General features: G+C 65.9%; 11 protein-coding genes, 1 tRNA gene and 1 pseudogene (1 of these 13 cut by a window edge). 6 read left to right on the top strand and 7 right to left on the bottom strand.

Annotated elements, in window-relative coordinates; genetic code table 11:
- The 3 genes and pseudogenes from K789_RS25510 to K789_RS0120110 form a co-directional block, all read left to right on the top strand.
- A pseudogene (locus K789_RS25510) lies at positions 1 to 377 on the top strand (hypothetical protein); the annotation flags it as partial.
- Positions 378 to 416: 39 nt separating this feature from the next.
- A complete protein-coding gene (locus K789_RS0120115) occupies positions 417 to 596 on the top strand; it encodes a hypothetical protein (protein WP_024368323.1) in 180 nt (59 codons plus the stop codon).
- 216 nt (positions 597 to 812) lie between these two features.
- Entirely contained in the window at positions 813 to 1,190 is a 378-nt protein-coding gene (locus K789_RS0120110; protein ID WP_024368322.1) for a hypothetical protein, read from the top strand.
- A 163-nt stretch (positions 1,191 to 1,353) separates the two neighbouring features.
- Here the strand turns inward: K789_RS0120110 and K789_RS0120105 are convergent, their stop codons facing one another.
- The 7 genes from K789_RS0120105 to K789_RS0120075 all read right to left on the bottom strand — a co-directional run bounded on the left by K789_RS0120105 (position 1,354) and on the right by K789_RS0120075 (position 8,032).
- A complete protein-coding gene (locus K789_RS0120105) occupies positions 1,354 to 2,199 on the bottom strand; it encodes an aldo/keto reductase (protein WP_024368321.1) in 846 nt (281 codons plus the stop codon).
- 106 nt (positions 2,200 to 2,305) lie between these two features.
- A complete protein-coding gene (locus tag K789_RS0120100) occupies positions 2,306 to 2,761 on the bottom strand; it encodes a hypothetical protein (RefSeq protein ID WP_024368320.1) in 456 nt (151 codons plus the stop codon).
- Between the two features lie 7 nt (positions 2,762 to 2,768).
- Positions 2,769 to 3,473, bottom strand: coding sequence for a bacterial proteasome activator family protein (locus tag K789_RS0120095; protein ID WP_024368319.1), 705 nt, complete (start codon positions 3,471 to 3,473; stop codon positions 2,769 to 2,771).
- A 159-nt stretch (positions 3,474 to 3,632) separates the two neighbouring features.
- Positions 3,633 to 3,824, bottom strand: a complete 192-nt coding sequence (locus K789_RS0120090) for a YbdD/YjiX family protein (RefSeq protein ID WP_024368318.1) — start codon at positions 3,822 to 3,824, stop codon at positions 3,633 to 3,635.
- A gap of 13 nt (positions 3,825 to 3,837) precedes the next feature.
- Positions 3,838 to 6,138: a carbon starvation CstA family protein gene (locus K789_RS0120085; RefSeq protein WP_024368317.1), complete on the bottom strand. Its 2,301-nt coding sequence runs from the start codon at positions 6,136 to 6,138 to the stop codon at positions 3,838 to 3,840.
- Positions 6,139 to 6,357: 219 nt separating this feature from the next.
- Complete coding sequence (locus K789_RS0120080; RefSeq protein ID WP_024368316.1) at positions 6,358 to 6,894, bottom strand: PadR family transcriptional regulator; 537 nt, start codon at positions 6,892 to 6,894, stop codon at positions 6,358 to 6,360.
- A 154-nt stretch (positions 6,895 to 7,048) separates the two neighbouring features.
- Positions 7,049 to 8,032, bottom strand: a complete 984-nt coding sequence (locus K789_RS0120075; protein WP_024368315.1) for an NAD(P)H-quinone oxidoreductase — start codon at positions 8,030 to 8,032, stop codon at positions 7,049 to 7,051.
- A gap of 171 nt (positions 8,033 to 8,203) precedes the next feature.
- On the opposite strand from K789_RS0120075, the gene K789_RS0120070 reads away from it, so the two are divergent.
- The 3 genes from K789_RS0120070 to K789_RS0120060 all read left to right on the top strand — a co-directional run.
- Positions 8,204 to 8,291 (top strand) — tRNA-Ser (locus tag K789_RS0120070).
- 242 nt (positions 8,292 to 8,533) lie between these two features.
- A complete protein-coding gene (locus tag K789_RS0120065) occupies positions 8,534 to 9,310 on the top strand; it encodes a VOC family protein (RefSeq protein WP_024368314.1) in 777 nt (258 codons plus the stop codon).
- A 412-nt stretch (positions 9,311 to 9,722) separates the two neighbouring features.
- Positions 9,723 to 13,143 carry the 5' portion of an ExeM/NucH family extracellular endonuclease gene (locus tag K789_RS0120060; protein WP_024368313.1) on the top strand. It continues 1,142 nt past the right edge of the window, so 3,421 of the gene's 4,563 nt are visible here — the first part of the coding sequence; the start codon lies at positions 9,723 to 9,725; its stop codon lies beyond the right edge, outside the window.

Raw genomic sequence — 13,143 nt, 5'->3', positions numbered from 1 at the left:
CAGACGGGCAAGCGGCGGAGCAGCCCCGGTTGCGCGCTGTCCGGCAGGAACCTCGACGGTCCACACCCTCCGCGCTGGAACGGGCCCGGGCGCTGCTCAAGGATGCCGAAGATGCCGCCGCAGCGGCCGCGCGGGAGGCCCGGCAGCAAGAGGAGGAGCTGGCCGGGTCCACGGCCCTGGCCACAGCCCTTGCCGACGCGGTGGATACGCTGCGGGAACAGCTCACCGAGCGCGAGCAGGAGCTCAAGGCTGCAAGGAAACGGCGAGAACTGGCCGCCGCCCGGGCGCAGCAGGCAGCACGGGCGGCGGCGAAGACGCGGCGCACCGAGGACCTTGCCCGGGAACGGGTGCTGCGGCTGGGCAACACACCGCACTGATGACCGGAAAGTGTCGGAGGCCGGCGCCACACTTGATGCATGGAAACCAACCAGTACTTTGAAGTCACGTACCTGGACACGGACTGCGGCCGCATCCGCACCGAGACCTTCGACGACATCTCCGACGCCGAACGCTTCGCCAGCCGACGAGTGGCCGACGAGCAGGGCTGGGCCATCATTGACGCGGTGCCGATGCAGGAATCCCGCAGGGCCGCCTAGCCGTCTCTGGCGATTCGATGGATCCCCGGCCTGCAAAACGTGCCCGCTTGTTCCGTTCCCGTTCCTAGCGATGACCAGTAGCCCCGTGCCGAGTGGTTGCTGCTGGGGCCGGGCCTGGTCGTCAGCGGGGACCTCGACAGAGGTTTGAGCCCGGCGGATAATTGAACCGGGACGTCTTCTTTATGGCGCCTCGGGCCTGGCCTTGGGGAGGGCAACGTGACTGATTTCGTTGTGTATCTCGATACCTCCGAGGTGCGCCCCGGGGAGCTTGGCAAACTCAGGGTCGCAATGGCGCACCTGGCCAGCTTCGTCGAAGCTAATGAGCCGCGGATCATCGCCTACAACGTTTACTTCTCGGGCGACGGCAGCCGGATGAGTGTCCTTCACATCCACGAGGACGTAGCGTCGCTGGAGTTTCACATGAAGGTAGCTGGCCCGCTGTTCCCGCCGATTGCGCCTCTCGTCAAACTCCTGACCGTTGAAATCTTCGGTGCGGTCAACGATGCAGTTTTGGAACAGCTCACGGCCAAGACGCAGCTGCTGGGCGGAACCGTGATCCTTCACGACCTTGGCTCAGGGTTCGCCAGAGTGTGAGCCGGCTAAGACCCGACGCCGCCAGCCCGGGACCGCGGAGGTCACCGGGCAGGAGAAAGGGCCCCCACCCTGTCGGGTGAAGGCCCTGCTGTGGCTCCGCTGGGGCCGCCGCCTCAGCCGGCTGGCGGCCTCACCCGCTGGCCTGCTCCGCTAAGCGGGTGGCTTAGGCGAAGTCGGAGACTGCCGGGTCCGGGCCGATGCGGCCGGCGCCCTCGGCCGAGTTGTCCAGGCCGTTGATGGCCTGCACATCGGTCTCGTCCAGGCTGACATCCAGGGCAGCGTAGTTCTCGCGGATGCGGGATTCGGTCACGGACTTGGGGATGACGACGTTGCCGACCGCCAGGTGCCAGGCGATGACCACCTGCGCCGGAGTGGCGTTGTGCTTGGCCGCGATCTGGCCGATGACCGCGCTCTCCAGCAGCTCGCCACCTTGGCCGAGCGGCGACCAGGCCTGCGTGAGGATGCCCTTGGAGGCGTGGAATTCGCGCAGCTCGGCCTGGTTGAAGAAGGGGTGCAGTTCGATCTGGTTGATGGCCGGCACAACGCCGGTCTCGTCAATCAGGCGCTGCAGGCCTTCCTTGGTGAAGTTGGAGACACCGATGGTCTTGACGCGCCCCTGCTTCTGCAGCTCGATAAGAGCCTTCCAGGTGTCCACGTACTTGTCCTGCTTGGGCTGCATCCAGTGGATCAGGTACATGTCCAGGGTCTCCAGGCCCAGGCGCTCCATGGATTCCTCGAAGGCCTTCAGCGTGGACTCGTAGCCCTGGTCCGCGTTCCACAGCTTGGTGGTGATGAAGATGTCCTCGGGCGTGAGGCCTGAGCGCTCGATCGCGCGGCCCACGCCTGCTTCATTGCCATAGATCTTGGCGGTGTCGATGTGGCGGAAGCCTGCCTCGAAGGCCTGGACAACCACCTTCTCGGCGACGTCGTCTTCAACCTGCCACACTCCGTAGCCAAGCTGGGGAATGGTGTTGCCGTCATTGAAAGTCAGTACCGGTGAAAAAGTCATCCAGCTATCCTTGCAACGACACCGGCATACCGCCAGCGTAAAGGGCGCAGCTAAGCTAGGCGCTTAACCGGGAATATCGGCGCTGTACCCGGGGATCCAACGTCCCTCAACCGGTGGCAGCCGTCCCGGTAAGCCGGCGTTCGGCGTCGTTGACGTGTTCCACCACCGTCTGGGCGCGGCGCCGTACCGATTCCGCTCCGGCCGGAACGGGGCCGACACCAAGGCGGAGCATGGCGGCTGCTTCGGCCGTGGTCGCCAGGGAGTTCCCTGCCGTGGACAGGGCTCGGTGGACACCGGCCAGGGTCCCCGGAATGTCGAGACCTTCGCTGGGCGCACGCCGCTGGGCCTCGACGCAGATTTTCCGGACCCGCCCCGAGAGCGCCGAAAGTTCATCGGCGATCTCAAGGAGCTCGGCATAGAGCGCCTCGTCCTCCACCCCCTCGAGGATCTGGTGGTAGCGGTCGAGGCCGCGGGTGAAGCGGTCGTGGGCGCGCCGCCAGAGGCCTTTGCCGAGTTCGGCGTCGTCTTTGCGTCCCTGCCGGGCCGCGCTGAAGAATCCCAAGAGTGGCCTAAAGATACTGGCCGGGACCGTGGTCCGGGTCCGCAGGTACGGGGGTTTGGGAGGGGCCGGCGCCGGGCCTGGGCCCCGCGGCGCGCTGGGGTTCGCCGTTCTCGCCGATAATCACGCCGGGGGCGATCACCGTTCCGGGCGGCAACTGCCGGAGCTGTGCCTGCGCCATGGAGTGCTCGCGGGCGGCGTGCTGGGCTGCAAGGGCTGTCTGGATGCCGTGGAAGAGGCCCTCCAGCCAGCCGACCAGCTGGGCCTGGGCGATCCGCAGCTCCGCGTCCGACGGGGTTCCGTCCGCGGGAAAGGGAAGGGTGATCCGTTCCAGCTCCTCGACCAGTTCCGGCGCAAGGCCGTCTTCCAGTTCCTTGATGGAGCGTTCATGGATTTCGGCGAGCCGAACGCGCGCCGCGTCGTCGAGCGGGGCCGTTTTCACTTCGTCCAGAAGCTGTTTCATCATGGTGCCGATCCGCATGACCTTCGCGGGTTCGTCGACGAGGTCCTGGAGCTGGCTGGGCTTCGGCCGCGCTCCCACGGGGCGGCCCTGCCTTCCCGGTCCTCCGGGCTGTCCGGACCGTCCAGGGTCCGGCGGCTGTCCTGGCCGTCCAGGTTCCGACGGCTGTCCGCCGTCGCCGGCCGGCTGGGAGTCCAGGGTTGTGCCTTCGATGGGAACCCCGTCGTTGGGCTGAGTGTCGTGCGGATCGCTCATGGCTTCATACTCTCACGAGCCCGGTGCCGCGCCGCGGGCCGTCCCGCGCCATGCCCGGAAACTCAACAATCCGGGCAACAAACAGCGGAGGGCACCGTCGAGCACTTCTGTGCCCGACGGCGCCCTCCGGACGCGGCGACGGCGATTAGCCGGAACCGGTCAGCAGCACCGCCCCTGCGGATTGGCTTCCTGGCGGTCCGTCTGGTCCCGCCAGAACGCCCGCTCGGTCATCGGCGGGGAGCCGTGGCCGGCTTCGGCGTGGTGAGCCAGGTACTTCGCGTACGCATCCGCACCCATGACAGCGCCCAGGTACCGGGCGAATCCCCGGAAGCCCGCAACTACCGCGTTCATCTGTACCTCCGCATTAGTGGTGGGAGGCCTTTGCGGACCGCTTATCCGCCGGCAGCTGGTCCCACTTGGTCAGGAGCTCACGCTCTGCCGCGGTGGGAACCGGTCCGGCCGGAGCGAAGACGCGGGATGGCAGGGCCGGATCCTCGTTGTCGCTGTTGACCACACCTGCCTTGGTGTTGCGGAACGCCTTGTAGGTGGCGATCAGCGCGGCCACGATAACGATGATGCTGAGCACCACGAAGATGACTGAGAGCCAGCCCTGGATCGCGGTGTTGCGGATTACGGCTTCCATGGCCGGGACGGTCTTCGCCGTACCGAAGGAGGTCTTGCCGTCCGCGAGTGCCTTGGAGAAGGCTGCGTTGTTGGCGAAGTAGCCGACCGCCGGAGTGGAGGAGAAGATCTTCTGGTAGCTGGCCGTGATGGTCACGACGGCCGCGAAGGCCATCGGGACCGCCACGATCCAGAGGTACTTGAAGGAGCCCCTCTTGGCCGCGATGGCCAGGCAGACGGACAGGGCGATGGCGGCCAGCAGCTGGTTGGCGATGCCGAACAGCGGGAACAGCGTATTGATGCCGCCCAGCGGATCCGTGACGCCCATGATCAGCACGGCGCCCCACGCTGCGACCATCACGGCGGTGGCAAACCACGCGCCGGGACGCCAGGAGTGCTCCTTGAACTTCGGGATGAAGTTGCCGATCGAGTCCTGCAGCATGAAGCGCGCGACGCGCGTGCCGGCGTCGACCGCGGTGAGGATGAACAAGGCCTCGAACATGATGGCGAAGTGGTACCAGAAGGCCATCATGGCGGTGCCGCCGATGAACTGCTGCATGATGTGGGCAAGGCCCACGGCGAGGGTCGGCGCTCCGCCGGTGCGGGAGATGATGCTGGTCTCCCCGACATTGGCCGCCGTCTCGGCAAGCATGTTGGGGCTGATGTTCACGCCGGACAATCCCAGGCTGTTGACCCAGGCGGCCGCGGTTTCCACGGTGCCGCCGGTGAGTGCGGCCGGGGAGTTCATCGCGAAGTAGAGCCCGCGGTCAATGGAGATTGCCGCGACGAGGGCCATGATGGCCACGAAGGACTCCATCAGCATGCCGCCGTACCCGATGAAGCGGGTCTGGCGTTCCTTCTCGATCAGTTTCGGCGTGGTGCCGGAGGCGATCAGTGCGTGGAATCCCGAAAGCGCACCACAGGCGATGGTGACAAAGAGGAACGGGAACACCGCACCCGGGAAGACGGGCCCATTATCGCGGCTGGCGAACTCGCTGAAGGCCGGGACCGAGATTTCCGGGTGGACCACGATGACTGCCACGGCCAGCATCACGATGACGCCGATTTTCATGAAGGTGGAAAGGTAGTCACGCGGAGCCAGCAGGAGCCAGACCGGCAGGATGGCGGCGATGAAGCCGTAGATGATGAGCGCCCACGCGATGGTGACCTTGTCCAGCGTGAAGAAGGCATGGCCCCAGTCAGTGGCGGCAACGGCGCCGCCGCCGATGATGGCGGCCATCAGCAGCACAAACCCGATCAGGGAAACTTCCATGATCTTGCCGGGGCGGATGAAGCGCAGGTAAACGCCCATGAAGAGGGCGATCGGGATAGTCATGCCGACGGAGAAGACGCCCCACGGGCTTTCGGCCAGGGCGTTGACGACGACGAGGGCCAGGATGGCGACGATGATCACCATGATCAGCAGGGTGGCGATCAGGGCGGCGGTGCCGCCGATGACGCCGAGTTCCTCGCGGGCCATCTGGCCAAGGGAGCGTCCGCCGCGGCGCATGGAGAAGAACAACACGACGTAGTCCTGGACGGCTCCGGCGAACACAACGCCGAAGATGATCCAGATGGTGCCCGGGAGGTAGCCCATCTGGGCGGCGAGGATCGGGCCCACCAGGGGTCCGGCGCCGGCGATGGCGGCGAAGTGGTGGCCGAACAGGACGTTGCGGTCCGTCCGGACATAGTCCTTGCCGTCGGCCTTGTACTCCGCGGGCGTGGCCCGGCGGTCGTTCGGCTTAAGCAGGTAGCGCTCGATGACCTTGGAGTAGAAGCGGTAGCCGATCAGGTAGGTGCACACCGCGGCGAACACGAACCAGATGGCGTTGACCGTTTCACCGCGGACAATGGCGAGCATGAACCAGGCCACGGCGCCCAGCAGGGAAATTGCCACCCAGAGTGCGATCTTGGCCGGCGTCCATTTGCGTTCTTCGGCTTCGACCACAGCCGCGTCCACGGCGGTGGGCGGCAGGGTCGGGTCCGGCGTGATGCCGTCGTCGACCAGTAAGTTTTTTGGCGTGCCATCTGGCATTGTGCCCATGTCTCCTCCTTGAGAAACCCCAACTGGGCAAATCCACGACAGATGTGCCCCAAGGCACCCTACCAACCACGGCGATTCATGGGTATGGCTTTGCGTTAGGCGGTCCTGCGGAGGCGATGAACGGCCGGGCAAAAGCGCCGAACGGCAGGGTTGTTACCGGACGGTGTTACTTGCGGGTACTTCCGCGTGCCGGTACGTGTCCTGCCGGTTGGGCGGGAGTCAGGCGGGCGGGCCGGTCAACTGCATGAGCCGGGCCTCGCAGAGGTCCAGCCAGCGCACCTCGGCCTCGGTCTGAAAAATGAGTGAATCCAGCACCAGCAGCCGGGCAGTGTCCGCCGAGCGGTGCTGGGATGCCGTGTCCCGCCGGGCCTTGGTGTAGTCCTGCAGGGCCCGGATGGACACGGCGCGCTGGGCATGGATGGCGGCGCCGACGTTGACGCCGGGAAGCGTCAGCCCAAGCGCGAGCTTGATGGCCAGTTCGTTCCGCGGCGGGCTGGTCCGCGGGACCGGTGAGGTGAACCAGTTGCTGACTTCAGCGCGCCCCTCGGGGGTGATGCTGTAGACGACGTGGCCCTCGCCGTCGGCACCATCCTTGCGGACCAGGCCGTCGCGCTCGAGGCGGTCGAGGGTGGTGTAGACCTGCCCGATGTTGAGGGGCCAGGAGGATCCGGTGCGATCTTCGAATTCGATCCTGAGCTGGTAGCCATAGCGTGGCCGGTCCTGCAGGAGCGCGAGGAGGCTGTGACGGATGGACATGATGCTCCCGGAGGGTAGCGGGACGACAGCATACACGCGCCCCAAGACGCGTGTATACCGCGTATGGAATTACATTACAGTCATTTGAGATCGCGAAGCAATTCGGATATGCCATGACTGGAATATGTGGGGCGGCCAGGCCACGGGGCCAGACCTACATGACGAGCAGGATCTTTCCGACGTGGTCGCCAGAGTCGAAGTACCGGTGCGCGGCAGCGACCTGCTCCAAAGGGAACGTCTTTGCCACCAAGGGACGGATCCGTCCATCGGTCAGCATTGGCCAGACCGCATCGCGGACAGCATCCATGATCACGGTCTTCTCTTCCACGGGCCGCGGGCGCAACGCCGTCGCGATGATCGCAGCACGCTTGCTCAGCAGTTTGCCGAGGTCCAGCTCGCCCTTGGCGCCGCCCTGCAGCCCGATCACGACCAGGCGGCCGTAGTCCGCCAGTGCGTCCACGTTCTGCGTGAGGTATTTGGCCCCGACGACGTCGAGGATGACATCCGCGCCTTTGCCGCCATTCTGCGCGCGCAGGCTCTCCGGGAAGTCCTCCTCGGCGTAGTTGATCGCGATGTCCGCGCCGAGGAATGCCTTGGCCGTGCCGACCTTCTCCGCACTTCCCGCCGTGGCGGCCACCACGGCCCCAAAGGCCTTGGCGAGCTGGATGGCCATGGTGCCGATGCCGCCGGTGGCCCCGTGGATGAGGACGGTCTCGCCCGGCTGCAGCTGCGCCGTCATGATCAGGTTGGAATACACCGTCGCGACAACCTCCGGCAGGGATGCCGCCGTGACGAGGTCGACGCCGTCGGGGACCCTCAGCACCTGCCCCGCCGGGACGGTCACCTGCTGGGCGTAGCCGCCGCCGGCCAGCAGGGCGACAACTTTGTCCCCCACGGAAAAGGGCTTGGTGACGCCGGGCCCAAAACCGGCGATCCGGCCGGACACTTCCAGCCCGGGAACCTCGGAGGCGCCAGGTGGCGGCGGATAGTGTCCCTTGCGCTGCTGGACGTCGGCGCGGTTTAGCCCCGCGGCCACGACGTCGATCAGCACCTCGCCGGGGCCGGGCACCGGGGACGGGACCTCGCGGACCTCCAGGGCCTCGGGTCCGCCCGGCCTTGAGATATAGACAGCCTTCATGGAGAACTCCCGATTCCTAACGAACTTGTTGCAGCCTTCGAGCAGGGATGCGGCTACGGCACACCACGACCAAGGCGCCTCCTCCCAGAGTAGGCGGAGGTGTTGCCCCTGTCCTCGGGCGCGCCCGCGTTTTTTGTTGCTGCCGACTGCCTATGAAACACTACTCGTTAGGGAAGGTTGTCCGAGCGGCCGATGGAGCTGGTCTTGAAAACCAGTGTGCGGTAACCCCGTACCAAGAGTTCGAATCTCTTACCTTCCGCGAATAATGCCCCCGGTTCAGCGCCTCGCGCGGTACCGGGGGCATTTTTGCGTGGACAGCCGCGCCCTCGCCAGCAGCGGCTGTTCCGCCCCGGGGCCCCGGGGGGCGGGCACCGGCCAGTCCGCCGGACCATTGAAACCGACGGTACCCCGGCATAGTCTCACTGTGTCTTCTCCACCACCCACACCTTCGGCGGCCCCGGCAGCGCCGTTCACGGCCGCAGAAGAGAGCAGGAGCCCACAATGCCAACACCCGACCACTCCAACGGAGCACCGTGCTGGATCGACCTGATGACCTCCGACACCGGAAAGGCCAAGGCGTTCTATGGCGAGCTTTTTGGCTGGACCTTCGAGACCGGCGACCAGGAGAAATACGGCGGCTACATCACGGCGCGGAAGAACGGCAAGTCCGTCGCCGGACTGATGCAGAAGCAGGCGGAGCAGGCCGGTTTCCCGGACGTTTGGTCCACCTACCTGCGCACGGACGATGCCAGGGCGACGGTCAAGAGCGCGGCGGAGCACGGCGGACAGGTCTACCTGGAACCCATGGACGTGCCCGAGCAGGGCAGCATGGCCATGGTCGGCGATGCCACCGGCGCGGCCATCGGCATCTGGCAGCCCGGCGAGATGAAGGGCTACGAGCTCGCTGCGGAAGCCGGAACCGCGGCGTGGCATGAACTCCACACCAAGGACTACGCCACCGCGGTCAAGTTCTACCAGGACGTGTTCGGCTGGGACACCTTCGTCTTGAGCGACACCCCGGAATTCCGCTACACGACCCTCGGAGCCGGAGACGCCGCCAAAGCCGGGATCATGGACGCCTCGGGCTACCTCCCTGCCGAGGTCCCGTCCAACTGGCAGGTCTACTTCGCGGTTGAGGACACCGACGCGGCCATCGCAAACGCCGTGGCCATGGGCGCGACAGTGATCCAGGCACCGGAAGACAGCCCGTTCGGACGTCTCGCCACCCTTACTGATCCCACCGGGGCCATATTCAAGATCGTCGCCGAAAACCGCTGACGCGCGCCCGCCCGGGATCTGAGCGTCCCGCGAAAAACTTCAGAAAAGCTGAGCGAAAACTTTAATAAAACTGCTGTAGTAAATACCGGCCAGCCCCTTCCCTCGCGGAAACTGGCCGGTATTCTTTGGGGATGCCCGGCGCCTGGAGCCGCCGCGGATAGCTAATTCACGCAGCTCGAAAGCTCCGCAAACACCATCGCTGGGGCCGCAGCCAGGGTCTCCAGGGAGGCTGTGGCACGTCCCGCTGGGGGACGTCTCGCCGAATGCACATGCAAGACACATCGTGTTCATTCACCCCTGTTTTGATGTGCCGGGAACTGCTTGACCAGGAGCAACGACCGGCCGGTCCGCGGCATCACCCGGACACCCTCCACCCAGCCCTTACCCGGGCACCTAATGAGAGTTAGAGCGGATGAAACACATACCTTGGAAAACCGCGCTCGGCACAGCGCTGTCCGCGGGGCTCATCGCAGCGCCGCTGGCCGCTGTGCCGGCGTTTGCCGTGGAGGTCTCCCCGGCAGCGGCTGGCACTTCGCCGGTCATCATCAACGAGGCGTACCTCAGCGGCGGCAGCGCCGGAGCAGCCTACAAGAACAAGTTCGTCGAGCTGTACAACACCTCGGACGCCCCGGTCTCGCTGGACGGCTGGTCGCTCCAGTACCGCGCCCCGGGCAATTCAGGGGCGCCAGGCAATGTTGCGCCCCTGTCCGGCACCATTCCGGCAAAGGGCTTCTACCTGCTCAAGGCCGGCAGCAATGGCGCAAACGGCGCGGATCTTCCCGCCTCCGATGCGACTTCCACCGGGTTTAATATCGGAAACCCGGGCGGAACTATCGTGCTTGCCAAACAAGCCACCGCCCTGACCGACCTCGCCACCGGCTCCGTGATCGAGCAGGGAGCGGTGGCAGACCTACTTGGCTACGGCACCTCGCTGACCTTCGAAAGCCAGGCGGCCAAGGCTCCCTCTGCCACCACCGACGTCAAGAGCCTGAACCGCAGCAACGGCGTTGACAGCAACAACAACTCCGCGGACTTCACCTTGAACGCCACGATCACCCCCAAGGCGGTCAACGGTCAAGCCACCCCCGTCGATCCTCCGGTCGATCCGGGCCCCGTCACTCCCCCGGCTGTCAAGACCATTGCCGAGATCCAGGGCAACGGCACGGCGAGCCCGTTGGTCGGGACCCCTGTCACCACCCGGGGCAAGGTCACCGCAGCATTCCCCACCGGCGGATTCGCGGGCTACTACATCCAGACCCCCGGCACCGGCGGAGACCTGACCCCGGCCAACCACCCGGCCTCGGACGCCATCTTCGTCTTCTCGTCCGCCACGGCCGGTTCCGTCCAGATCGGCGATTACGTCGAGGTCACTGGCGCCGTCAGCGAGTACTTCGGCATGACCCAAGTGACCGTCGCCGCCGCGGCAGACCTCAAGAAGCTCACCGAGGCCGCCCCCGAGGTCAAGCCCACCGGCTTTGCACTCCCGGCCGAGGAAGCCTTCCGGGAAACGCTCGAAGGCATGCTGCTTACCCCGCAGGGACCTATCACGGTCGCTGACAACTTCTCGCTGAACCAGTACGGCGAAATCGGCCTGGCCGGCGGCACCACCCCGCTCGAGCAGCCCACCGCCGTCGCCCCCTACGGTTCGGCCGAGTACACCGCCACCGTCGCCGCCAACGCCGCCCGCGGCATCAAGCTCGACGACGGCGCCACCACCAACTTCCTCAAGGACGCCACCACCAAGGCACTGGAGCTGCCGTACCTGACCACGGCGGAACCCATCCGCGTCGGCGCACCGGTGAGCTTCAAGACCAACGTGGTGCTCAGCTACACCAACAACTCCTGGAAGTTCCAGCCGCTGACCCAGCTGACCCCGGCCAACGCGGACACGGTGCAGCCCGTAAGCTTCGGCGCCACCACCCGTACGGACGCCCCGGCAGCCGTCGGCGGCAACCTCAAGATCGCCTCGTTCAACGTGCTTAACTACTTCCCCACCACGGGCGACCAGCTCACCGGGTGCACGTATTACACGGACCGGGCCGGCAGCCCGATCACCGTCCGCGGCGGCTGCGACGCCCGCGGCGCGGCCAACGCCGAAAACCTCCAGCGCCAGCAGGACAAGATCGTCGCCGCCATCAGCAAGTCCGGCGCCGACGTCGTGTCCCTCATGGAGGTCGAGAACTCCGCACAGTTCGGCAAGAACCGTGATGATGCCCTGGCTAAGCTGGTTGATGCCCTGAACATCGCCACGCCGGGGATCTGGGACTACGTCCGCACACCCGCCAACGCACCGCCGCTGGCTGATGAGGACATGATCCGCACCGCCTTCATTTTCAAGAAGGCCGTAGCAGAGCCGGTGGGCGAATCCATCATCCTCAACGACACCGTCGCCTTCGCAAGTGCCCGCAAACCGCTGGCACAGGTCTTCAAGCCGGTCGGCGCAACGGACGACAAGAAGTTCATCGCGATCGCCAACCACTTCAAGTCCAAGGGCTCAGCCGCTACTCCCGACGACACTGACAAGGGCCAGGGCGCCTCAAACCTCGCCCGCACCGCCCAGGCCCAGTCCCTGCTGGCGTTCTCTGACGAACTGCAGAAGTCCAAAGGCACCGACAAAGTCTTCCTGATCGGCGACTTCAACTCCTACGCCAAGGAAGACCCGATCAACGTCCTCACGGCCGCGGGTTACGTCAACCAGGACGAAAAGGCCAAGAACGCCGACGGTTCCGCCAAGCACTCCTACCTCTTCGGTGGCCTGGTGGGCTCGCTGGACCACATCCTCGCCTCACCGGGGGCCGACGCCATCGCCACCGGCGCCGACATCTGGAACATCAACTCCGTGGAGTCCGTGGCCCTGGAGTACAGCCGGTACAACAACAACGTGACCAACTACTACGCTCCGGACCAGTTCCGGGCGAGCGACCACGATCCGGTGGTGGTGGGCCTGAACCTGCCGGTCACCCCGGCCAGCGTTGAGCTGAACCTCCTCGGCATCAACGACTTCCACGGCCGTATCGACTCCAACACCGTGTTCTTTGCGGGAACCATCGAGAAGCTGCGGGCCGCGGCTGCCCCCGGCGCCACGGCATTCCTCTCTGCCGGTGACAACATCGGCGCCTCGCTGTTCGCCTCGGCCGTTGCCAAGGACCAGCCGACGATCGATGTGCTGAACGCCCTGGAGCTGCGGACCTCGGCCGTGGGTAACCACGAGTTCGACGGCGGCTGGGCCGACCTGCGCGACCGCGTCATCGCGGGAGGCAGCAACGCCAAGTTCCCCTACCTGGGCGCCAACGTGTACAAGAAGGGCACCACCGAGCCGGTCCTGCCGGAATACACGGTGCTCGACCTGAACGGCGTCAAGGTCGCTGTGATCGGAACCGTCACGCAGGAAGTGCCCTCGCTGGTCACCCCCGCGGGCATCGCCGATCTCGAGTTCGGCGACGCCGTCGACGCCATCAACCGCGTCGCCGCGAAGATCAAGGCGGACAAACTCGCCGACGTAATCGTTGTGGAAAACCACGACGGCGCCGGGTCCGGCGCACCGGAAGGCTCCACCCTGGCACAGGAGGTCGCCGCCGGCGGCCCGTTCGCCAAGATGGTCACCGACGTCACCCCGGACGTTGCGGCGATCTTCAATGGCCACACCCACAAGCAGTACTCCTGGGATGCCCCGGTCCCCGGCGTTGAGGGCAAGACCCGCCCGATCGTCCAGACCGGCAACTACGGCGAGTACATCGGCCAGATCCGGTTGACCATCGATACGAAGACCATGTCGGTCACCAGCTACAAAGCCGGCAACGTCAAGCGCACCACCTCCTCCGACCAGCCGGCAG

Origin of the sequence: Arthrobacter sp. TB 26 (genome assembly GCF_000427315.1) — a bacterium.
In the GTDB taxonomy this organism is placed as follows: domain Bacteria; phylum Actinomycetota; class Actinomycetes; order Actinomycetales; family Micrococcaceae; genus Arthrobacter.
Note: the sequence above shows the minus strand (reverse complement) of the source record. Positions and strands in the feature narration are given on the sequence as shown.